The 21,793-nt window shown below is 57.9% G+C and carries 18 protein-coding genes and 1 other annotated feature; of the genes, 6 read left to right on the top strand and 12 right to left on the bottom strand.

Annotated features, from left to right (window positions below):
* Window positions 1-66 precede the first annotated feature (66 nt).
* The gene (gene ushA, locus FHW76_RS08290) at window positions 67-1,719 is read right to left on the bottom strand and encodes a bifunctional UDP-sugar hydrolase/5'-nucleotidase UshA (protein WP_183476545.1); all 1,653 of its coding nucleotides are present in this window, start codon (window positions 1,717-1,719) and stop codon (window positions 67-69) included.
* 269 nt (window positions 1,720-1,988) lie between these two features.
* Between ushA and FHW76_RS08295 the strand changes: the two genes are divergently transcribed.
* Both FHW76_RS08295 and ybaL read left to right on the top strand, forming a co-directional pair.
* A complete protein-coding gene (locus FHW76_RS08295; protein WP_008805454.1) occupies window positions 1,989-3,209 on the top strand; it encodes an MFS transporter in 1,221 nt (406 codons plus the stop codon).
* Window positions 3,210-3,434: 225 nt separating this feature from the next.
* The gene (gene ybaL / locus FHW76_RS08300; protein WP_008805453.1) at window positions 3,435-5,111 is read left to right on the top strand and encodes a YbaL family putative K(+) efflux transporter; all 1,677 of its coding nucleotides are present in this window, start codon (window positions 3,435-3,437) and stop codon (window positions 5,109-5,111) included.
* 35 nt (window positions 5,112-5,146) lie between these two features.
* Here ybaL and FHW76_RS08305 read toward each other — a convergent pair whose 3' ends face one another.
* The 9 genes from FHW76_RS08305 to FHW76_RS08345 all read right to left on the bottom strand — a co-directional run bounded on the left by FHW76_RS08305 (window position 5,147) and on the right by FHW76_RS08345 (window position 14,530).
* Window positions 5,147-6,451, bottom strand: coding sequence for an inosine/guanosine kinase (locus FHW76_RS08305; protein WP_032753773.1), 1,305 nt, complete (start codon window positions 6,449-6,451; stop codon window positions 5,147-5,149).
* A 63-nt stretch (window positions 6,452-6,514) separates the two neighbouring features.
* On the bottom strand, window positions 6,515-7,477 hold the full coding sequence (gene hemH / locus FHW76_RS08310) for a ferrochelatase (protein ID WP_008805451.1): 963 nt from the start codon (window positions 7,475-7,477) through the stop codon (window positions 6,515-6,517).
* A gap of 128 nt (window positions 7,478-7,605) precedes the next feature.
* The gene (gene adk / locus FHW76_RS08315) at window positions 7,606-8,250 is read right to left on the bottom strand and encodes an adenylate kinase (RefSeq protein ID WP_002892184.1); all 645 of its coding nucleotides are present in this window, start codon (window positions 8,248-8,250) and stop codon (window positions 7,606-7,608) included.
* Between the two features lie 222 nt (window positions 8,251-8,472).
* Window positions 8,473-10,347 carry a molecular chaperone HtpG gene (gene htpG, locus FHW76_RS08320; RefSeq protein WP_183476547.1) on the bottom strand — a complete coding sequence of 625 codons (1,875 nt, stop codon included), beginning with the start codon at window positions 10,345-10,347 and terminating at the stop codon, window positions 8,473-8,475.
* Window positions 10,348-10,459: 112 nt separating this feature from the next.
* The gene (recR, locus tag FHW76_RS08325) at window positions 10,460-11,065 is read right to left on the bottom strand and encodes a recombination mediator RecR (protein WP_008805449.1); all 606 of its coding nucleotides are present in this window, start codon (window positions 11,063-11,065) and stop codon (window positions 10,460-10,462) included.
* The gene (locus FHW76_RS08330) at window positions 11,065-11,397 is read right to left on the bottom strand and encodes a YbaB/EbfC family nucleoid-associated protein (protein WP_008805448.1); all 333 of its coding nucleotides are present in this window, start codon (window positions 11,395-11,397) and stop codon (window positions 11,065-11,067) included. Before FHW76_RS08330 ends, recR begins: the two co-directional genes overlap by 1 nt.
* A 53-nt stretch (window positions 11,398-11,450) precedes the next feature.
* On the bottom strand, window positions 11,451-13,358 hold the full coding sequence (gene dnaX / locus FHW76_RS08335) for a DNA polymerase III subunit gamma/tau (protein WP_012968809.1): 1,908 nt from the start codon (window positions 13,356-13,358) through the stop codon (window positions 11,451-11,453).
* Window positions 12,054-12,118 (bottom strand) — a sequence feature (DnaX frameshifting element). Its footprint overlaps the gene before it by 65 nt.
* A gap of 92 nt (window positions 13,359-13,450) precedes the next feature.
* Entirely contained in the window at window positions 13,451-14,002 is a 552-nt protein-coding gene (gene apt / locus FHW76_RS08340; protein ID WP_012542663.1) for an adenine phosphoribosyltransferase, read from the bottom strand.
* Between the two features lie 150 nt (window positions 14,003-14,152).
* The gene (locus tag FHW76_RS08345) at window positions 14,153-14,530 is read right to left on the bottom strand and encodes a DUF454 family protein (RefSeq protein ID WP_008805444.1); all 378 of its coding nucleotides are present in this window, start codon (window positions 14,528-14,530) and stop codon (window positions 14,153-14,155) included.
* A gap of 69 nt (window positions 14,531-14,599) precedes the next feature.
* On the opposite strand from FHW76_RS08345, the gene priC reads away from it, so the two are divergent.
* The 3 genes from priC (at window position 14,600) to FHW76_RS08360 (ending at window position 16,292) form a co-directional block, all read left to right on the top strand.
* Entirely contained in the window at window positions 14,600-15,127 is a 528-nt protein-coding gene (gene priC / locus FHW76_RS08350) for a primosomal replication protein N'' (RefSeq protein WP_016160398.1), read from the top strand.
* Between the two features lie 12 nt (window positions 15,128-15,139).
* Complete coding sequence (rsmS, locus tag FHW76_RS08355; protein WP_183476549.1) at window positions 15,140-15,313, top strand: pleiotropic regulatory protein RsmS; 174 nt, start codon at window positions 15,140-15,142, stop codon at window positions 15,311-15,313.
* Between the two features lie 67 nt (window positions 15,314-15,380).
* A complete protein-coding gene (locus tag FHW76_RS08360) occupies window positions 15,381-16,292 on the top strand; it encodes an Rpn family recombination-promoting nuclease/putative transposase (protein WP_004191634.1) in 912 nt (303 codons plus the stop codon).
* Window positions 16,293-16,327: 35 nt separating this feature from the next.
* Here the strand turns inward: FHW76_RS08360 and mscK are convergent, their stop codons facing one another.
* Both mscK and acrR read right to left on the bottom strand, forming a co-directional pair.
* Window positions 16,328-19,675: a mechanosensitive channel MscK gene (gene mscK, locus FHW76_RS08365; RefSeq protein ID WP_012542666.1), complete on the bottom strand. Its 3,348-nt coding sequence runs from the start codon at window positions 19,673-19,675 to the stop codon at window positions 16,328-16,330.
* Between the two features lie 129 nt (window positions 19,676-19,804).
* Window positions 19,805-20,455 carry a multidrug efflux transporter transcriptional repressor AcrR gene (acrR, locus tag FHW76_RS08370; RefSeq protein WP_008805439.1) on the bottom strand — a complete coding sequence of 217 codons (651 nt, stop codon included), beginning with the start codon at window positions 20,453-20,455 and terminating at the stop codon, window positions 19,805-19,807.
* A gap of 142 nt (window positions 20,456-20,597) precedes the next feature.
* Between acrR and acrA the strand changes: the two genes are divergently transcribed.
* Window positions 20,598-21,791, top strand: a complete 1,194-nt coding sequence (gene acrA / locus FHW76_RS08375) for a multidrug efflux RND transporter periplasmic adaptor subunit AcrA (RefSeq protein WP_008805438.1) — start codon at window positions 20,598-20,600, stop codon at window positions 21,789-21,791.
* Window positions 21,792-21,793 lie beyond the last annotated feature (2 nt).

Genomic DNA, 21,793 nt, shown 5'->3' on the forward strand with positions numbered 1-21,793 from the left:
GCTACCCAACTCGTAGCCCCGGTAAGCGCAGCGCCACCGGGGAAATAGCCAACCTGAAACCCAGGCTTACTGCCAGCTCACCTCGCCTTTCGGCTCGTAGGCTACCGCATCCAGCGGCGAGTTCTTCTCGATATACTCTTTCAGCACTTCGGCATCGATAAAGCCGGTATTCACATACCCGGGTTTATCGGCAATGTTCGGATAGCCATCGCCGCCGGTAGCGTTAAAGCTCAGCGTCGCCATCCGGTAGGTCTTCGCCGGATCCACCGGTTCGCCTTTGATTTTCAGATCGTTCAGTTTGCCATCTTTGGCTACAAAGCTGACGTTGGCAAACTGCGGATAGGCGCCGGAATCCGGCTTCATCTGCGCGACGGCGGTCAGGTAATCCACCACCTCCTTGCCGCTCATATCGACATAGGTCAGCACATTGCCGAACGGCTGGACCTTCATCACATCCTTATAGGTGATATCCCCCGCCTCGATGGAGTCGCGGATCCCACCGCCGCTCATCACCGCGAAATCCGCGTTGCTGCGCGCCATCTGCGCCGCCAGCAGCAGGTGGCCCATATTGGTCTGCACAAAGCGCACTTTACTGCGGTCGCCCTCCAGATGACCATTCACGCTACCGATTTTGACCTGCAGTTGCGCTTTGCCTTTGTTCTGGAATGGCGTCAGCAGCGACATCATCTGCGGGTTCTCCGCGATCTGCGGCGTATACAGCACCCGCTCGCTTTGGCCGTTATCGTAAGTCACTTTTTTCTTCAGGTTCACCGGGATCAGCTGATAATGCACCAGCTTCATCTCGCCGTTGCGGAACTCAAAATCGGCGCGGCCGACGTATTTGCCCCACTCATGCGCCTGGACGATCCAGATGCCGTTCTGACGATCCGGCGCGCACGGGGTGCCTGGCACATAATCGACCTGCTTTTTATTTTCCGACGCCATGCATACCGGATCCTGCGAGTGACCGCCGACGATCATCGCCAGCGATCCCGCAGGTAAACTCCGCGCCATTTCAACGTCGCCCGGCGCGTTAGAGCCGTGGTTGCCATTGTCGTAATGGCCCATATGGGTGGTGGCCAGGATCACGTCCGGCTTTTCATTCTGCTGCAGCTCCTGGATCACCAGCTTCGCCTCTTCCGCCGGTTTGCGGAATTCGATATCGGTGAAATATTCCGGATTGCCAATCTTGGCCGTATCGTCGGTGGTTAAGCCAATCACCGCGATTTTCAGCCCGCCGCGCTTAAACAGCGCCCAGGGTTTGAACAGCCGTTCGCCGGTGCTTTTCTGATAAATATTGGCCGACAGGAACGGGAACTTCGCCCACTTTTCCTGCTGGCGCAGCACGCTCAGCGGATTATCAAATTCATGGTTCCCCACCGCCATTGCGTCGTAGCCGATCAGGTTCATGCCGCGAAAATCGGGCTCTGCATCCTGTAAATCAGACTCCGGCACGCCGGTATTAATATCGCCGCCGGATAACAGCAGGACGCTCCCCCCTTCCGCCGCCACTTCTTTCCGGATGCCATCGACCAACGTTTTCTGCGCCGCCAGACCATATTCGCCGTAGTCATTGCGCCAGAAATGGCCGTGATGATCGTTGGTGTGCAGGATGGTAATTTTATAGGTTTTATCCTGCTCATAGGCCTGTGCGGACAGGCTGCCCAGCGATAAGGCGGCAAATAACGCCAGCGCTACGCGATGTTTAAAATACTGCATGCTTCACTCCCTGACTTAATCCCAAGTGCCGAAAGTATAGCGAGTTAGTCGCGTTGACAAATATGTTTTCAGAATTGCGACTTCCTTCAACCCCTAAGGACAGGTATGTTAGTCGGATAATAATTCCACCTGCATCCTCTATACGCCTTCGCGTTGTATGGCATTGCGTCAGCCCGTTGGTTATATTTCCCATGTAGTAGCCGGGAAAATCAGGGTCGTCGCCATGGCGTAAAAATGACGAAAGCTATATAAAAAAGTGACGTGAACCTATGGCAATCAATCAGACCGCTCAACCCCTGTCCGGCCCCGCTGCGCCGCCGCAAAAAGCACGCACCTCGTTTGGCATCTTAGGCGCGATCAGCCTGTCCCATTTGCTTAACGATATGATCCAGTCGCTCATCCTGGCGATTTACCCGCTGCTGCAGGCGGAGTTCTCCCTTACCTTCGTGCAGATCGGGATGATCACCCTCACCTTCCAGCTGACCTCATCGCTATTCCAGCCGGTGATTGGTTACATCACCGATAAGCGCTCAATGCCGTGGTCCCTGCCGGTGGGCATGTGCTTCACCCTCTGCGGTTTGATTCTGCTGGCGCTGGCCGGGAGTTTCGGCATGGTGCTGCTGGCTGCCGCGCTGGTGGGTACCGGCTCCTCGGTTTTCCATCCGGAATCATCCCGCGTGGCGCGGATGGCCTCTGGCGGCCGTCACGGCCTGGCCCAGTCGCTGTTCCAGGTCGGCGGCAACTTCGGCAGCTCGCTTGGTCCATTGCTGGCGGCGGTAATTATCGCCCCCTATGGCAAAGGCAACGTCGCCTGGTTCGTGCTGGCCGCCCTGCTGGCTATTGTGGTGCTGTCGCAAATCAGCCGCTGGTATGCCGCACAGCACCGGATGAATAAAGGCAAACCGAAGCCGCTGATCGTTAATCCGCTGCCGCGCAATAAGGTGATTCTGGCGGTAGGTATTCTGCTGATGCTGATTTTCTCGAAATATTTCTATATGGCGAGCATTAGCAGCTATTACACCTTTTATCTGATGCATAAGTTCGGATTATCGGTGCAAAATGCCCAGCTTCATCTGTTTGCCTTCCTGTTCGCGGTTGCCGCCGGGACGGTAATCGGCGGGCCAGTTGGCGATAAAATTGGACGTAAATATGTGATTTGGGGCTCTATCCTCGGTGTGGCGCCGTTTACCCTCGTTTTACCCTACGCCAGCCTTGAATGGACGGGGATTTTAACGGTGATTATTGGTTTTATCCTCGCCTCGGCCTTTTCCGCTATCCTGGTCTATGCGCAGGAGCTGCTGCCGGGTCGAATCGGCATGGTTTCTGGCCTGTTCTTCGGCTTCGCCTTTGGCATGGGTGGCCTTGGCGCCGCGGTGCTGGGCCTGCTGGCGGACCATACCAGTATCGATCTGGTGTATAAAATCTGTGCCTTCCTGCCGCTGCTGGGTTTCCTGACGATATTTCTTCCTGATAACCGGCAAAAAGCCTGATTATCCGGCGGCCAAAGTGCAACGCTGGCCGCCGTTATCCCTTGCGCCATCAGCCTGATGCGCGCATTCCCTCCGCGATTTTCCCTTCTGTGCCTTTTGGCCGGTTAATTCCATTTTTTTGCACAATTCAAGAATTATTCATAAACAAAGTGAACGTTTTTGTCATAAACTATTACCCGGATAGGGTAGCAAAATGGACCGATACACCACTGGAAAGGAGACGGAATGCACCACGCAACACCGCTTATCACCACCATTGTCGGCGGCCTCGTGCTCGCCTTTATTCTCGGCATGATTGCCAATAAGCTACGTATTTCTCCTCTGGTGGGATATCTCTTAGCGGGCGTGCTGGCCGGACCTTTCACCCCTGGCTTTGTTGCTGATACCAAACTGGCTCCTGAACTGGCAGAACTCGGCGTGATCCTGCTGATGTTCGGCGTCGGGCTGCATTTTTCCCTGAAAGATCTGATGGCGGTAAAGTCGATCGCCATTCCCGGGGCCATCGCCCAGATAGCCGTGGCGACGCTGTTGGGTATGGCACTCTCCGCCGCCCTTGGCTGGTCGCTGATGACCGGCATCGTCTTTGGCCTGTGTCTCTCCACCGCCAGTACCGTGGTGCTACTGCGTGCCCTCGAGGAGCGACAGCTTATTGACAGTCAGCGCGGGCAGATTGCCATTGGCTGGCTGATTGTAGAAGACCTGGTGATGGTCCTGACGCTGGTCCTGCTGCCAGCGATTGCCGGGATGACGGAGAAAGGTGACGTTGGCTTCGCCTCTCTGGCCCTCGACCTCGGGATCACCATTGGTAAAGTGGTGGCCTTTATCGCCATCATGATGCTGGTCGGTCGCCGGTTGGTGCCGTGGATCATGTCGCGCAGCGCCGCCACCGGATCACGCGAGCTGTTCACCCTGTCGGTGCTGGCCCTGGCGCTGGGCATCGCCTTCGGCGCCGTGGAGCTGTTTGATGTCTCCTTCGCCCTTGGCGCCTTCTTCGCCGGCATGGTGCTTAACGAATCTGAGCTGAGCCACCGCGCCGCCCATGACACCCTGCCGCTGCGCGACGCCTTCGCGGTGCTGTTCTTTGTCTCCGTCGGCATGCTGTTTGACCCGATGGTGCTGGTGCAGCAGCCGCTGGCGGTGCTGGCGACACTGGCGATTATTATCTTTGGTAAATCCGCCGCCGCCTTTTTCCTCGTGCGTATGTTTGGTCATTCGCCGCGTACCGCATTGACCATTGCCGCCAGCCTGGCGCAGATTGGTGAGTTTGCCTTTATTCTCGCCGGCCTGGGGATGGCGCTTAACCTGCTGCCGCAGGCTGGACAAAACCTGGTGCTGGCCGGGGCGATCATCTCGATTATGCTCAACCCGGTGCTGTTTACCCTGCTGGAAAAATATCTCGATAAAACCGAAACCCTCGACGAGCAGACGCTGGAAGAGGTGCTGGAAGATGAGAAACAGGTGCCAGTCGATATCTGTAACCACGCGCTGCTGGTTGGCTTCGGCCGCGTCGGCAGTCTGCTGGGCGAGAAGCTGATGGCCCAGGGGATCCCGCTGGTGGTGGTTGAAACCTCGCGTACCCGCGTGGATGAGTTACGCGAGCGCGGGATCAGCGCGGTGCTAGGTAATGCCGCCAATGAAGAGATCATGGAACTGGCGCATCTCGACTGCGCCCGCTGGCTGCTGCTGACTATCCCCAACGGCTACGAGGCCGGAGAGATTGTCGCTTCCGCACGGGAAAAATGCCCGAATATCGAGATCATCGCCCGCGCCCATTACGATGATGAAGTGGACTACATTATCGATCGCGGGGCTAATCAGGTGGTGATGGGCGAGCGGGAAATTGCCCGCGCCATGCTGCAGCTTTTGGAAACGCCACCGGCCGGTGAAGTGGTCACCGGCTGATGTACTGCCCTCTCCCCGTCGGGAGAGGGGCGCGCTTACCGATCCCAGTACGCCTCTTCCAGGCTGTCCTCACGCTCCGGCAGGCCGCGGGTTAAACGCGGCGAGTGCTGGTTCAGCACCTGATAGCTCACGCGGTTGGCATATTTACACACCTGCGCCAGTGAGGAGTAGGTCAGCCATTTGCATTTGTGCTTGCTGGAGTTGGGTACGTTATTGCGGTGGTAGTTATTGGCGGTGATGTCATGCAGCAGCGCCGCCAGGGCGCCGTCGCCAGCGCCGTTGGTATTCATGATTTTTTCAGGCCCGCCCATATACGGGGCGATATGTGAATAGATACGCAGCGGATTAACGCAATCCTGGTGGCGCATCGCACGGCTGAATTCAAACTGGTTAAACTCCGGGATCGCCCCCGGCAGCAGCGGATGCTGGGTTTTCCGCTTCGCCTCTTCTTCGGTAAAGCCCGCCATATACAGGCCCGCCGGGCCGGCAGTGCACAGCACCAGGTCGACCCAGTCCAGCGCTTTATCCGCCGCCGACAGCGGATCGGCAAAACCGGTCAGGGCTTCCCCTTCTTCTTCATTCATCGCCAGAATCGAGACATGCTCCTGCAGGAACTGCTGCCACCACGCCGGGTTATCGGCAATCACGTATTTAGTTCCGAGAGTTAACACCACCGGCACATCATGCTTTTTGGCGTACTCGATGGCTTTCATCGTGGCGTCTGGCATCGGCTCGCCCGGCTTGCAGCGTACCAGGTAGGAGGTGAGCACCAGCGCCGAGGCGCCGGCGATCACCGCTTCCGGAATGCTTTCCGGGCGCAGCTTGTTCATGTGACCCGGGCTGATGGCGAAGGTGCGCTCGCCGCTGTCGCTGATCAGGGTAAAACAGCGGCCAATGGCGCCGTCGACGCCCTGCAGATAGTTCAGATCGGTGCGGCTGGAGGTATTGCACAGGTAACGATAGGCATAGCCGCCGATGTCGATATTGCTGCACATCACGCCAAGCAGCACCGAGCGATCGTCCGCCAGCACCGAGTAGTTGTGCATGGTATTGCCGATGGTGCCGCCGGCAAACTGATGGGTAATGAGATTATTGCGTACCAGCTCCTGGTACAGCGCCTCGGCGACGTCATCTTCAATCACCAGCGAGTGGCCCGCGCTCAGACCATAGCGTACGATAAACGCTTCATCCACTTTCGCTTCGATATCCACCAGCGTCTGGTCGATACCGACCACCCAGGAGATGCTGGATTCATTCTCCGGCTGAATTTGCTGCAGCAGCGGGTCGCGGGCGTTGACGGGAAAATAGTGTTTGGATTTGCGTTTACCGGGAAATTTCATAGTGGCGCTTAAATAACAGGGAACAAGCGGGAAATAGTAGCATATTCCCCGCCCTGCGCGCGATCAGCGATAAGGCGCCGTCAGGTTGACCATCATCTCAATATGCGCCACATCCGCATTTAGCGCCGGAATATATTCATACTGCTCGCCACCCGCTTCGAGGAAAACTTCCCGGTTCTGAACGGCAATCTCTTCCAGCGTCTCGAGACAGTCGGCGGCAAACCCCGGGCACAGCACCTGAATATGCTTCGTCCCCTGCTCGCCAAGCATCTTCAGCGTCTCATCGGTGTACGGCGTCAGCCAGGGTTCCCGGCCAAAGCGCGACTGGAAGGTCATCATCACCCGCTCCGGCGGCAGCCCCAGCGCGGAAACCAGTTCCCGCGTGGTATCGCGACAGCGCTGGGGATAATCATCGCCCTGGTTGGCATAGCGCTGCGGGATCCCATGGTAGGAGAGCAGCAGCAGATCGGGTTCCCCGTGCACCGCGAAGGAGGCGCGCACGCTGGCCGCCAGCGCATGGATATAGTCCGGGTGATCGGCATAGTCGCGAATAAACGAGATACCCGGAATAGCGCGCTTTTTCGCAAGGATCCGCGCCAGCTCATCCCAGACGGCGGCCACCGTCGAACAGGAATATTGTGGGTACAGCGGCAGCACCACGATGTGTCCCACCCCCTGCGCCAGTAAATCATCCACCGCGCTGGCCAGCGACGGCGAACCATAGCTCATGCCCAGCGCCACCGGCGTATCCGGCAGCCTGGCGGCCAGCGCCTGCTGCTGGCGACGGCTGTATACCATCAGCGGCGATCCCTCCTCCATCCACACGGACTGATAGAGCTTCGCCACGCGCGGGGAGCGAATCGGCAGTATGACGCCACGCAGCAGCGGCCACCATAGCAGACGAGATGTATCCACCACCCGTTTGTCGCTGAGGAATTGTCGCAGATAGCGCTTCACCGCACCGGGGGTGGGCGCATCGGGAGTGCCTAAATTGGCCAGCAAGATACCTGTTTTCGTCTGATGCATTACCGCCTCTTAACCATTTGAATCGCAGCCAATTGTAGCTGAAATGGCGCTAAACGGAACCAATCATAGCAAAAGGTAGAAATGAGAGGAGTTCTCATCCTGCCGCAGCAGGATGAGAAAAGGCTTTATCAGCCGAGGATTTTTTCCAGTTCAGCGCGCACGTCAGCTACCGCTTTGGTGCCGTCGACTTTGGCATATTTGGTGTTGCCCGCCTGCGCTTCTTTGGTGTAGTAGCCGATCAGCGGCGCTGTCATCTGATGGTATTCCACCAGGCGCTTACGCACGGTCTCTTCCTGGTCGTCTTTACGGGTGGTCAGCTCTTCGCCGGTCACGTCGTCTTTGCCTTCCACCTTCGGCGGATTGAATTTGATGTGGTATACGCGACCGGATGCCGCATGAACGCGACGGCCAACGATGCGGTCGACGATCAGTTCGTCCGGCACGTCGAATTCCAGCACGTAATCAACGGTAATACCCGCTTCTTTCATGGCGTCAGCCTGCGGAATGGTGCGCGGGAAGCCGTCCAGCAGGAAGCCGTTACGGCAATCTTCCTGGGCGATACGCTCTTTCACCAGCGCGATGACCAACTCATCGGTTACCAGCTTGCCGGCGTCCATAATGTCTTTCGCTTGCTTACCGAGCTCAGAGCCGGATTTTACCGCCGCGCGCAGCATATCGCCGGTGGAGATTTGCGGAATACCGTATTTCTCCATGATGAACTGAGCCTGAGTTCCTTTACCCGCGCCCGGAGCGCCAAGCAGAATAATACGCATTACGAAAATCCCCTCAAAAGTCGATTCAATTTTTCAAAAACGCTAAACCATACCACCAGAACGGCGATGGCTCAAGGAAGGCGGTGCGGCTGAAACGGTTAATGGTGAGATATTTTATGCAATCCAATGTGAAATGCCCCGCCGGAGCAAATTGCTCAGGCGGGGCATTTATCCCGTTCCCGGCGTCGCGTCGCTTGGCCGGGCTACTCGTTCAGGTTCGCGTCAGGAAGCCAGCAGCTGGTTCATACGGCGGATAAACTGGTTCGGATCTTCCAACGTGCCGCGCTCAGCCAGCAGCGCCTGATCCAGCAGCAGCTCTACCCATTCGCCGAACTGCGCGTCATCCTGAGTATCGGCGGCGCGTTTCACCAGCTGATGCGCCGGGTTCAGTTCGAAGATGTATTTCACTTCCGGTGCCGCCTGGCCCGCTGCCGCGAACAGCTTCGCCATCTGCGTGCTCATCTCATCGGCATCGGTAGTGACAATCGCCGGGGTGTCGGTCAGACGATGGGTCAGACGCACCTCTTTCACCCGGTCGCCAAGCAGGTTTTTCACACGCTCAACGAACGGCTCCAGCGCTTTTTCAGCTTCTTTGGTGGACTCGTCCACTTCATCCGCCAGCTTGTCCAGCGACTCGTCGGCTTTCGCCACCGACTGGAACGCTTTGCCGTCGAACTCGGTCAGGTAGCTCATCATCCACTCGTCGATGCGATCGGAGAGCAGCAGAACTTCAATCCCTTTCTTACGCAGCAGTTCGAGGTGCGGGCTGCTCTTCGCCGCCGCATAGCTGTCGGCAGTGATGTAGTAGATCTTCTCCTGGCCTTCTTTCATCCGCGAGACATACTCTTCCAGCGACACAGTCTGCGCGGAGGAGTCGGTATGCGTCGTCGCGAAACGCAGCAGTTTGGCGATCGCTTCCTGGTTGCTCGGATCTTCCGCCGGGCCCTCTTTCAGCACCAGGCCGAACTGTTTCCAGAAAGTTTGATATTTTTCAGCGTCGTCTTTCGCCAGCTTATCCAGCATCTGCAGCGCGCGTTTGGTCAGCGCGGTACGCAGGTTGCGGGTCACGCTGCTGTCCTGCAGGATTTCACGGGAGACGTTCAGCGGCAGATCGTTGGAGTCGATCAGGCCACGCACGAAGCGCAGGTAGTTCGGCATAAACTGCTCGGCGTCGTCCATAATGAACACACGCTGCACGTACAGCTTCAGGCCGTGTTTATGATCGCGGTTCCACATATCCCACGGCGCCTGCGACGGGATATACAGCATGCTGGTGTACTCCTGCTTACCTTCCACGCGGTTGTGGCTCCAGGTCAGCGGGTCGCTGTAGTCGTGAGCGATATGCTTGTAGAACTCTTTGTATTCGTCGTCGTTCACTTCGGACTTGCTGCGGGTCCACAGGGCCTGCGCCTTGTTGATTTTTTCCCACGAAATCACGGTTTCGCCGTCTTTCTCTTCCTGCTTTTCAATCTCAACCGGCAGCGCGATATGGTCGGAATACTTGCTGATGATGGAGCGCACGCGCCAGTCATTGAGGAAATCGTCTTCGCCCTCACGCAGATGCAGGGTGATTTCGGTGCCGCGATCGGCTTTGGTGATGTCGGCAACAGTGTATTCCCCTTCGCCGGCGGATTCCCAGAACACGCCGTTCTCAGGTTTATCGCCCGCCGCACGGGTACGCACGGTCACTTTATCCGCCACGATGAAGGCAGAGTAGAAGCCGACGCCGAACTGGCCGATCAGCTGGCTGTCTTTCGCCTGGTCGGAACCCATCGATTCCAGAAACGCTTTGGTGCCGGATTTGGCGATAGTGCCGAGATGATCGATAACCTCTTCCCGGTTCATGCCGATACCGTTATCGGCGATGGTCAGGGTGCGGTTGTCTTTATCAAACGAAACCCGTACGCGCAGCTCGCCATCGCCCTCATACAAATCCGGCTGCGACAGCGCGCGGAAACGCAGCTTATCGGCCGCATCAGAGGCGTTGGAAATCAGCTCACGCAGAAAGATTTCTTTGTTGGAATAGAGGGAATGGATCATCAGGTGCAGAAGTTGCTTTACCTCTGACTGAAAACCACGAGTTTCTTGTCCTTTCATCTGATTCAACCTCAACAATGCCATTTTAAATGGGGTAAAAAACCGTTGAGTGGGAGATGGGGACTGCGGGGAAATTTTTCAAGCGGAGGCGGCGCTGGCCGCCTCCATTTGTTCAGAAAGTAATCTTGTGACGACCGGCCAGCGAGTGGGACAGCGTGGTGCCGTCGACCATTTCCAGCTCGCCGCCCACCGGCACGCCGTGGGCGATGCGGCTGGCATCAACGCCATACTGCGCGCACAGCTCCGCGATGTAGTTGGCCGTCGCCTCACCCTCAACGGTCGGGTTAGTGGCAAGGATCACCTCGGTGATCGACTCTGCTTCCAGCCGTTGTTCAAGGCGATCGAGCCCGATGTCATCTGGCCCGATGCCGTCGAGCGGCGACAGGTGCCCCATCAGCACGAAGTAGCGGCCGGAATACTGCCCGGTCTGCTCGATGGCGTGGATGTCCGCCGGACTCTCCACCACGCAGATCTGGCCGTTTTCCTGGCGACGCGGGTTGCTGCAGATATTGCACACCTCCTGCTCGGTGAAGGTGCGGCAATCGGCGCAGTGGCCGATCTCCGACATCGCGCGCGTCAGCGCCTGCGCCAGGCGCATACCGCCGCTGCGATCGCGCTGCAGCAGGGTAAACGCCATGCGCTGCGCCGACTTCGGGCCAACGCCCGGCAGACAGCGCAGCGCTTCCATAAGCTGAGTTAACAGCGGGCTGGTTTGCATCAGAACGGCATCTTGAAGCCTGGCGGCAGCTGCATACCGGCAGAAACGGAAGCCATCTTCTCTTTCTGGGTCTCTTCAATGCGGCGCGCGGCGTCGTTAAACGCGGCAGCCACCAGATCTTCCAGCATTTCTTTGTCGTCTTCCAGCAGGCTTGGGTCGATTTCCACACGGCGGCAGTTGTGCGCGCCGTTAATGGTCACTTTCACCAGACCCGCGCCGGATTCGCCGGTCACTTCCAGCTGAGCGATCTCTTCCTGCATCTTCTGCATTTTGTCTTGCATCTGCTGGGCCTGCTTCATCAGGTTACCCAGGCCGCCTTTTCCACCAAACATAGGCTTCTCTCTCAGTCATCGTTAAAGGTACTGAATGCCAGTCAGACTGGCGTTCAAATGGGGCGGATACTCTCTTCATCCAGATCGGCGTCGAAGAAACGACGCAGGGTCTGAATGTTATTATCCGCGATAATGGCTTCGCGCGCCTGCGCGAGCTTTTCTTCATAAATAGCCTGCCGCCACTCCAGCGGCGTACGCATCGCGGGATTATCATCTTCCACGATGGTCAATTCAACCGGCGTACCGTACAACACCCCCAGCGCTTCAGCCAGCTTTTGCTGCGCGCCGGTGGAATTGAGGTGACGCTGGCTGGGGCGCAGATGCAGACAGACGCGGCTGCCCTCCTGCTCTTTCCACGCGTTGAGCGCCACCTGCTCGACCAGCTTAGGTACCGCCAGCCGGCTCACTTCCGCCGCCCAGCTGTCGCGCTCGACCGCTTCTTCGGCGAGCTTGGCCGCCAGCTCCGGCGTCTTCTCATGCTCCAGCGCTTTTTTCAGCGCTTTTGGCGTCGCGACTTCGACTTTGGCCTCTTCAACCACTGTCGTCGCCTTCCAGCGATAGGCCTCTTTCTTCGCCGGGGCCTGCTCAAGGGCAGCCGCCGCCGGACGAGCCTGGACGCGCTCGGTAATCGAACTCAGTCGCTCCAGCGCAGCGTTATTCACCGGCCGCGCGCGGGAAGCGGCTGCCGGTTCACTCTTTTTTGGAGTGGTTGCTCCCTGGCTGCGCTGCAGGTGGCTGCGGGCCGCCAGCACCTGGCTGGTGGTCGGCGGCAAACTCTGCGACGGCTGCTGCGGCGGCGCAGCGGGGGCAACCGGCTGACGCGGCGCGGGCGCGGCGGTCTGTGCTGGCTGCACTTCCGGCTCTGGCAGCGGCTTACGCGGATGAAACGCCAGCGCGCGGAGCAGCGTCATTTCGACGCCCATTCGCCGGTCCGGCGCATAAGGCAGCTCTTTGCGGCCCATCAGCAGCGTTTGGTAGTAAAGCTGAACGTCACCCGGCGGTACGGTTCGCGCCAGTTCGCGCATCCGCACTTCGACCGTGGCCATATCGGCGCCCAGCGCCGAAGGCGACAGCTGTACCATGGCGATGCGGTGCAGCAGGCTCTGCATCTCCACCAACAGCGCCTCCCACTCGACGCCGCGTGCGGCGGCGTCATTGACGCCCGCCATCACCCGCTCGCCGTCGGCAGCGACCAGCGCTTCAATCAGCGACAGCGCCTGATCGTCATCAAGGGTGCCGAGCATGGTGCTCACCGATGCGGCCGTCAGCTGTCCTTCTCCACTGGCAATCGCCTGATCGGTCAGGCTTAAGGCATCGCGCAGGCTGCCGTCGGCTGCCCGCGACAAGAGCTGCAGCGCGCGGGGCTCAAAGGCAATCTGCTCTTCGCCAAGAATATGCTCCAGCTGATGGCGGATCTGTTCAACATCCAGGGCTTTGAGATGGAACTGCAGGCAGCGGGATAAGATCGTCACCGGCAGCTTCTGCGGATCCGTCGTCGCCAGCAGGAATTTGACGTGTGCTGGCGGCTCCTCCAGCGTTTTTAATAACGCGTTGAAGCTGTGGCGCGACAACATATGGACTTCGTCGATGAGATAGACCTTAAAGCGGCCGCGGGCCGGCGCGTACTGGACGTTATCCAGCAGGTCGCGGGTATCTTCGACTTTGGTGCGCGAGGCGGCGTCAATCTCAATCAGATCGACAAAACGCCCCTGTTCAATTTCCCGGCAGTTATCGCACACGCCGCAGGGGGTGGCGGTGATGCCGGTTTCACAGTTTAACCCTTTCGCCAGCAGACGGGCGATGGAGGTCTTACCGACCCCGCGGGTACCGGAAAAGAGATAAGCGTGATGAATGCGCCCTAACGACAAGCCGTTCGCCAGTGCGGTCAGCACATGTTCCTGGCCGACGACGTCAGCAAAGGTTTGTGGGCGCCATTTACGGGCTAAGACCTGATAACTCATGGGCTGGCTCTGAAACGCTGGAAGGTGAAATCACGAAGGGGTCATGCTATCACAGCCCCGCCCGATCGGCGAGGCTATGTGGAGGGATTTGCTTAGTGGCCCGGGAACGGCACCAGGCTGTAGCAGTGGATCCCCAGCTTCTCCAGGCGCTGTTCGCCGCCCAGATCGAACAGGTTGATAATGAAAGCGGCATCGTGCACTTCGCCGCCGAGACGGCGGATCAGTTTGACCGTCGCGTCGATGGTGCCGCCGGTCGCCAGCAGATCGTCCACCACCAGCACCTTGTCGCCCGGTTTGATCGCATCAACGTGGATCTCCAGCTGATCGGTGCCATACTCCAGCTCATAGCTCTCGGCAATGGTTTCACGCGGCAACTTACGCGGCTTGCGAACCGGAACAAAGCCCACGCCCAGCGCCAGCGCAACCGGGGCGCCGAACAGGAAGCCACGCGCCTCAGTCCCTACCACTTTGGTAATACCCGCGTCTTTGTAGCGCTCGGTCAGCAGTTCAATGCTAAGCGCGTAGGCCTTCGGGTCTTCCAGTAAGCTGGTGACATCGCGGAAAAGAATGCCAGGTTTTGGATAATCCTCGATACTCTGGATGCTGTTCTTCAGATATTCAAGCTGCTGTGCAGTTGCGGTCATAAGTGTATGCCTGATTGAAACGGTGTTACCCACGGGCGTGCAAAAGGGGCCAAAGAAACATTTGTTTAACCTTTGACCAGGCTTGCCCGCGCTCGAAAACGCCAGAATTTACTGGCTGTCAGCAACAATTGCAACAGGCATTATTGCGCATCAGTGCTTTTGTTGCTTTGCGTCAACCACCGGAATGCGCCACATAAAGATCAGCAGGCAGGCCAGAATGACCAACAGCATGATGCGCACCCACGTAAGCTTAACCAGCCACAGCGAAATAGCAAAAGTCACTACGATCATCGCAATGGCGCGCGGTTTGGCGCCGCGAGGCATCGCGCGGTACTGCTGCCAATGGCGAAGATAGCCGCCAAACCAGGAGCGATACAGCAGCCACTGGTGAAAGCGCGGCGATGAGCGGGCAAAGCACCAGGCGGCGAGCAGAATAAACGGCGTCGTCGGCAGCAACGGTAAGAAGATGCCCAGCGTACCCAGCGCTACCGCCAGCCAGCCGATAATGGTTAGAATAACAGGTGGCATAATGCGAATCGTTATCAAACAGATGAGGCTACTGTAGCACAGTTGGCTGGAAGGGAATGGAGAGGTGTGGTGAAAACAGCTCAACTTTTACAAACGCTGAACGATCAGCTCAGCGAGCTGGCCGCGCTGGTGGCGCCGCTGGCGGAGCACGCGACCCTGAGCCCACGCTTTGACCGTCAGCTCTTTCATACCCGCAGCACGCTGATGCAGGACTATCTGGCGGAAGCCCGGCAAAACTTTTCCCAACTGAGCCAGGCCGTCGAGCGCCAGCAACTGCCGCAGGTGGTCTGGATTGCCGAGCGTCTGGCGGCGCAAATCGCCGCGCTGCGTCGTGAAACCGCCACCTGGTCCTTGCGCAGTTGGGACCACGCGTCGCCAACGCTGAGCCGCTGGCAGCGCCGTCGCCTGCAGCATCAGGAGTATGAGCGCCGCCTGCTGGCGATGCGCGACCAACGTCAGCGTCAGCTGGCGCAGGCGACCAGCCTTGACGAGCAGCAGCGGCTGGGGAAAGAAGTTGAAGCCTACAGCGGCCGGTTGGCGCGCTGCCGACAGGCACTGGACAAGATTGAAAACGTACTGGCGCGGCTGACGCGCTAACAGGAGAGCCCGATGTCGCTGGAAAATGCATCCGATGAGGTCAAACTGGCCGTCGATTTAATCATGTTGCTGGAATCACATCAGATCCCGGCGCAAACCGTGCTGGGCGCGCTGGAAATTGTCAGGCGGGATTATGCAAACAAGTTAAAAAACGCGGAAAGCGGGTCGCGAAACCCAGAGAAGTAGGATGTTGTCTCCGGCAGTGTGCTGGCAGTCTGGTCCTCTGCGCATGACGCCACTGGAGACAATATTGATGGAAAAAGTCAGTCAAACCCCACACGACGCGGTGTTTCGCCAGATGCTCATGCATCAGGCGGTCGCGAAGGATTTTTTGCAGTTGTATCTCCCCGCGCCGTTTCTGGCGATCTGCGAACTGGATTCGCTGCAGCTGGTCTCCGGCAGCTTTGTTGAAGAGGACCTGCGCGCCAGCTATTCCGATATCCTTTACTCACTGCGCACGCGTCATGGACCGGGCTATGTGTACGCGCTGATTGAGCACCAGAGTACCCCGGACAAGCTGATGGCATTTCGCCTGCTGCGCTATGCGCTGGCCGCCATGCAGCGTCATCTGGACGCCGGCCACGACACGCTGCCGCTGGTGGTGCCCATTCTGTTTTATCACGGCAAAGTGAGCCCCTGGCCCTGGGCTCGCAACTGGCAACAGCTATTCGCCGATCCGGCGCTGGCGAAGGCGCTCTATAGCAATGATTTTCCGCTGGTGGACCTCACCGTAATGCCAGATAATCAGATCGCCCGTCATCGGCGGATGGCCATGCTGGAACTGCTGCAAAAGCATATCCGCCATCGCGATCTGGCCGAGCTGCAGGTGCCGCTGATTGCGCTGATGACGCAAGGCTATCTGACAGAAGCGCAGCTGAATACGCTGCTGCGCTATATGTTGCAGGCGGGAACTACGGAACATCCGGGGGCGCTGATCCGCACGCTGGCGGCGCAGTCGCCCAGGCATAAGGAGCTGATGATGACCATTGCCGAATGGCTGGAAGAAAAAGGCCGTAAACAGGGACAGCAAGAGGGTGAGCAGGAAGGTCGAGAAGCCGCCACTCGCAGCATCGCCGCCAGAATGCTGGCGCGCGGCCTCGAACGTCAAACCGTGCAGGAACTCACCGGACTCAGCGACGAGGAACTCGCCGCGCTGGCACCCTGATGCAGCAGGGGCGGCTTTGCGCCGCCCCTCTTCGATCAGGACGCGGTGGTGGGCGCCAGATCGTCCCCCTTCCCGTCCCGCTTCACTTCGGTGACTTCATCACCTTTTTCATTGCGCAGATGAACTTCCAGCTGGTTAAAGGCAATGTTGATGTCATTTTCCCGGCACAGGCGGTCGATGGCGCGGTTGAGCTCATCCACCGTGTAGCTGCGATCGCGCAATTCACGAACATACAGACGCAGTTCATGATCCAGCGTACTGGCCCCGAAGGTGGTGAAGAAAACCGCAGGCGCCGGCTCCTGCATCACTTTCGGATGATCGTGCGCGGCCTTCAGCAGCACCTCTTTCACTTTATCCAGATCGGAGCCATAGGCGACGCCGAGGCGGATCACCACCCGGGTCACGGTGTCGGAGAGCGACCAGTTGATCAAGCGCTCGGTAACGAACGCCTTGTTCGGGATAATCACCTCTTTGCGATCGAAGTCGGTGATGGTGGTCGCGCGGATACGGATTTTGCTTACCGTACCGGAGAAGGTGCCGATGGTTACCGTATCCCCAATGCGCACTGGACGCTCGAACAGAATAATCAGACCGGAGACGAAGTTACCGAAGATCTCCTGCAGGCCAAAACCTAAACCAACCGACAGCGCGGCCGCCAGCCATTGTAGTTTATCCCAGGAGACGCCCAGCGACCCGAACACCGTCATCGCCCCGATGGCGATAATCGCATAGTTAAGAATGGTGGTGATGGCGTAGGAGGTGCCCTGACGCATATTGAGACGCGAGAGAACCAGCACCTCCAGCAGACCCGGCAGGTTGCGTATTAGCGCCCAGGCGACCATCGACGCCACAATGGCAAACAGCAGACTGCCCATCGTGACGCTGCGCACCACGCTGGCCCCCGCTTCGGTACCGTTGTAGTGCCAGAGGGTAATGCTGTCGAGATAGGCGAAAACGGTGATCAGATCAGACCAAATCGCCCAGAACATGACCGCGAACAGCGCGATCATCACCAGCATGGTGATGCGCAGCGTCTGCTGGTTGACCTGCTCGAGAGCGATAGTCGGCTCCTCCTGCGGCTCGGCGCCTTCCGCACCCTCCTTCACCAGATGCTGACGGCGCGCCAGCGCCCGGCGCCAGGCGATACGTCGAGCCGCCACGCTCAGACCGCGCAGCACGGTCTGGTACAGCAGGTTCCAGATCATCACCAGATACACGGTCTCGATCCAGCGTCCCGCCAGGCGCAGCGTGGTGTAGAAGTAACCGGTCGCCGTCAGCACCATCAGGGCTACCGGGACAATAGACAGCACGGTGATCGTCAGCAGGCGCAGGCTGTGTGATTCTTTATCACGCCAGCTTTCCCGACACATCGGCCAGACCAGCACGGCAATCAGCAGCAGATTGAAGAAAATCACAAACTGCCCCAGCACGTCGTCCATCAGGTTCAGTGGCGACAGCTCGGAAATCACCGACCAGAAATTCAGCGGCAGCAACGCGAGGCTGACGCGAACAATTTGTCGCCGCCAGTGGCTGGTCAACTGCGCAGGCATATTGAAGTGGCTGACCGCCACGCCGTTCTTTTCCAGCACTTTCCAGCACAGACCAAAGACCAGCCAGAACATGGCCAGCTTTTTACTGTACGCCCACAGCAGTCCGCTGATATTAAGCTGCATGGTGAGTAAGATCAGGCCAATCGCCAAAATTACCAGCACCACCGGCAAGGCCCGAATCAGGTCGATCAGGATCGCCTTTGGCGTATGCAGCTGGGTATCGTTGCGCAGCTGCCCCACCTGGGAAGCAAGCTTAGCCTGATAATCCTTCAGCCACTGCAGACGCCAGCGGATCAGGCCGGCAATCAGCAGCAATGGTAAACCGGCCAGGAAAGCGATAAACACCGCGGGCCACGCTTTTTCCCAGTTCACGGTGATTTTCATCGCCTTAAACTGACCTTTCAGCGCTTCCGGGAAGGCCTTAATCCACTCCCAGTCCATCGGTTTATTGCTGTTCACCCAGAAAATTTGTTGGGTCAGAATTTCCTTCAGACTGCTCGAGACGCTCATCAACTGCTGCTGGTTGATCTGCAGGTTGATGGCCATCATCAGCTGGTTCCCCAGCTGTTTGTTGAACTGGTCAAGCAGTTCGCGGCGCATGTCGATCACTTCCAGCAGCGCGGCGTGGACTTCATCGTTCACTTCGCTGCTGTGCCCCTCCTCCAGTTTGGCGACAAAGGCATCGCTCTGGAACAGCGCGTCGCGCTGCTGGTTCACCTCAAACTGTTCGAGCCGCAGGTCGGCGATGCGGTTGGTCATATCCTGCAGTTCGTCCGCCGACGGCAGCGTCTGCTGTTGCTGATAAAGAATGCGCGACAGTAGCAGACTGCCTCTGAGCACGGAGATTTGCTCTTTTATATCCCGCTCAGACTGCAGGGCGCGGTCGAGCCAGTTCTTCACCTGGATATTGCGCTGCACCAGCTGGTTACCGTTCTCCGTCGCCTGGATCAGCTTCTCGCTGAGCTGATGGTTAATATCCAGCTCCTGCTTAACCAGCGGATTGGCCTGAATTCGCGTGGTTTCGTCCGGGGTGACCGCCTCCTGGGCGGTTTTCTCCGTCAGCGTAAGCCGCTTGCTGTTCACCGCCTCCTGCAGCAGCTGCAGCTGATGCTCCAGCCGGTTGCTCCAGGCGGTGACGTAGTCACGCTGCTTCTGCAGGGTATCCTGCAGGACGGTGTTGCCTTCGAGGCTCTTGCGCTGCTGCTCAATCTGCGCGTTGAGCAGCGCCTGTTGAGCCTGCAACAGCACCTGCTGGGTCGGGCGCAGCGTCTCGTCGCCCACCGAGGTGCCATTCAGCCGATTGCGGATCTGCTGCAACTGTTGGGAGGCGTTATACATCGCGTTCTGCACACGTTCCGGCTGCGTTTGCAGGGAAACCAGCTGGCTGTTATAGGTCGCCAGATCGTTTTGCGCATTCTGCAGATCGTCCAGCGTCTGGGTGACGCGTGATTCCAGTTGACGCAGAGAGAGCGTACTGAGCGTTTTGCGCGTGGCGGCGTCGTCGGGGACGTCGCTCAGATTGTTGAGACTATCCACCGCCTGGCGCAGCTTCGCCGGGGCTTGCTCGACCTGCTGACGCAGCTGTGCCGTCTCGCTTTTGATGCGCTCGATTTTATCCAGCGTTTCCAGCGTCTGGGTCAAATCCTGCTGGACCAGTTTGTCCTGCGGAGTCAGTTCTTTTTGCTTGTTTAACGTATTGAGCTGGCTCTGCACCTCTGCCCGGTCAGGGAGGTCCGCGGCGCGGCCCTGAACTGGGCTGAAAAGGCCAATAAAGCAGAGCAGCGTAATGAAAAAGATAAACGTGGCGCGTTGCCTGGAGATCGTGTGCAGCATAGTTAATATGAATGAATGCAAATGCCGGAGAATACCGGGGGTCGTCGCAAGCGCGCAGAATAGCACTTCTCTTCGCTGGCGAATAGCGGCGGACGGCGCTAAAAATTCACGTACATCCGCGCGCTAACGTTAAGCTGTCAGGCTCTCCGGGCCGCGTAGCGTAGGACAGAACTGATACATCTCCAGCAGGATGGCGACGTAGTCGCGCGCTTCCGCATGCAGGTCGAACGAGTCAGGGGCAAACAGCCAGTTTTCCATCAGGCCGGAAAGGTAGCTGCGCATTAACACGGCCGCCCGCCGGGTGAGTAAATTGGCGGGCAACAGCTTCGCGGCGATGCACTCTTTTAAGGTCTGCTCGATACGCTCGTAGCTCGCCAGGGAGAGCTGCCGCTGGGCCTGCTGCACTACGGTCATCTCACCGACAAACTCACACTTATGATAGATAATCTCCATCATTAATCGTCGACGTTCCTCTGTCACTGTCGCTTCAAGAACATAGACTAATATCTCCCTGATAACTGAGAGTGGATCGTTGGGGAATTTTGCCCGATACTCAATTTCGAGATCGCTAATACTGGCGTCTGACAGCTCCCAAATTTCGTTGAATAAATCTGATTTATTCTTGAAATGCCAGTAGATAGCCCCCCTCGTTACACCCGCAGCTTTTGCAATTGTTGCCAACGAGGTAGATGATACGCCTTGCTGCGAAAACAGACGCAGAGCAACATCCAGAATCAGTTGCCGGGTTTCACGTGCCTGTTGTTTGGTTTTTCGTGCCATAGGTTAATGACTTTACAGAGGTTACGTTTACATACATTTGTGAATGTATGTACCATAGCATGACCATAATAGAAAGACTGTAGTGGGTTTGTGGTTGTTTGAGCCACTGAACATTTTGAAATTGGACACTCGAGGTTTACATATGAACAAAAACAGAGGGTTAACGCCTCTGGCGGTCGTTCTGATGCTCTCAGGCAGCTTAGCGCTAACAGGATGTGACGATAAACCGGCTCAACAAGGAGCCCAGCACATGCCGGAAGTCGGTATTGTGACGCTCAAATCCGCACCTCTACAAATAACCACCGAACTGCCAGGCCGCACCAGCGCCTATCGCATTGCGGAAGTCCGTCCTCAGGTCAGTGGCATTATTTTAAAACGTAACTTCGTGGAAGGTAGCGACATCCAGGCCGGCGTTTCCCTGTATCAGATCGATCCCGCCACCTATCAGGCCAGCTATGACAGCGCCAAAGGCGACCTGGCAAAAGCCCAGGCGGCAGCGAACATGGATCAACTGACGGTCAAGCGTTATCAGAAACTGTTAGGCACTAAATATATTAGTCAACAAGACTACGATACCGCCGTCGCGACGGCACAGCAGAGCAATGCGGCCGTGGTCGCAGCGAAAGCGGCCGTGGAAACTGCGCGCATCAATCTGGCCTACACCAAAGTCACCTCGCCGATCAGCGGCCGGATTGGTAAATCCGCGGTGACCGAAGGGGCGCTGGTGCAGAATGGTCAAACGACTGCCCTGGCAACTGTTCAGCAGCTGGATCCGATCTATGTTGACGTCACCCAGTCGAGCAATGATTTCCTGCGCCTGAAACAGGAGCTGGCCGATGGCCGCCTGAAACAGGAAAACGGCAAAGCGAAAGTGGAGCTGGTGACGAATGACGGTCTTAAGTATCCGCAGGCCGGCACGCTGGAATTTTCGGATGTCACCGTCGATCAGACCACCGGCTCTATCACGCTGCGCGCGATTTTCCCGAACCCGGACCACACCCTGCTACCGGGGATGTTTGTGCGTGCCCGTCTGGAAGAAGGGGTTAACCCTGACGCCCTGCTGGTACCGCAACAGGGTGTTACCCGTACGCCGCGCGGCGACGCCAGCGTCATGGTGGTCGGGGAAGGCGATAAAGTCGAAGTCCGCCAGGTCACTGCTTCTCAGGCGATCGGCGATAAATGGCTGGTCACTGACGGTCTGAAAACTGGCGATCGCGTTATCGTCACCGGCCTGCAAAAAATCAAACCAGGCGTGCAGGTAAAAGCGCAGGAAGTAGCTTCTGATGATAAACAGCAAGCCGCAGGCAACGCGCCATCAGAACAAACCAAGTCTTAACT

Source organism: Klebsiella sp. RC2, from assembly GCF_014192815.1.
Lineage (GTDB): Bacteria > Pseudomonadota > Gammaproteobacteria > Enterobacterales > Enterobacteriaceae > Klebsiella > Klebsiella variicola.

Coding starts and splice junctions, on each gene's coding strand:
- hemH (WP_008805451.1), bottom strand. CDS start 7,477: ATGCATCAGACGAAAACAGGTATCTTGCTGGCCAATTTAGGCACTCCC.
- mscK (WP_012542666.1), bottom strand. CDS start 19,675: ATGCTGCACACGATCTCCAGGCAACGCGCCACGTTTATCTTTTTCATT.
- acrA (WP_008805438.1), top strand. CDS start 20,598: ATGAACAAAAACAGAGGGTTAACGCCTCTGGCGGTCGTTCTGATGCTC.
- adk (WP_002892184.1), bottom strand. CDS start 8,250: ATGCGTATTATTCTGCTTGGCGCTCCGGGCGCGGGTAAAGGAACTCAG.
- FHW76_RS08330 (WP_008805448.1), bottom strand. CDS start 11,397: ATGTTTGGTGGAAAAGGCGGCCTGGGTAACCTGATGAAGCAGGCCCAG.
- recR (WP_008805449.1), bottom strand. CDS start 11,065: ATGCAAACCAGCCCGCTGTTAACTCAGCTTATGGAAGCGCTGCGCTGT.
- acrR (WP_008805439.1), bottom strand. CDS start 20,455: ATGGCACGAAAAACCAAACAACAGGCACGTGAAACCCGGCAACTGATT.
- ushA (WP_183476545.1), bottom strand. CDS start 1,719: ATGCAGTATTTTAAACATCGCGTAGCGCTGGCGTTATTTGCCGCCTTA.
- FHW76_RS08360 (WP_004191634.1), top strand. CDS start 15,381: ATGGAAAAAGTCAGTCAAACCCCACACGACGCGGTGTTTCGCCAGATG.
- htpG (WP_183476547.1), bottom strand. CDS start 10,347: ATGAAAGGACAAGAAACTCGTGGTTTTCAGTCAGAGGTAAAGCAACTT.
- rsmS (WP_183476549.1), top strand. CDS start 15,140: ATGTCGCTGGAAAATGCATCCGATGAGGTCAAACTGGCCGTCGATTTA.
- dnaX (WP_012968809.1), bottom strand. CDS start 13,358: ATGAGTTATCAGGTCTTAGCCCGTAAATGGCGCCCACAAACCTTTGCT.
- apt (WP_012542663.1), bottom strand. CDS start 14,002: ATGACCGCAACTGCACAGCAGCTTGAATATCTGAAGAACAGCATCCAG.
- ybaL (WP_008805453.1), top strand. CDS start 3,435: ATGCACCACGCAACACCGCTTATCACCACCATTGTCGGCGGCCTCGTG.
- FHW76_RS08345 (WP_008805444.1), bottom strand. CDS start 14,530: ATGCCACCTGTTATTCTAACCATTATCGGCTGGCTGGCGGTAGCGCTG.
- FHW76_RS08295 (WP_008805454.1), top strand. CDS start 1,989: ATGGCAATCAATCAGACCGCTCAACCCCTGTCCGGCCCCGCTGCGCCG.
- FHW76_RS08305 (WP_032753773.1), bottom strand. CDS start 6,451: ATGAAATTTCCCGGTAAACGCAAATCCAAACACTATTTTCCCGTCAAC.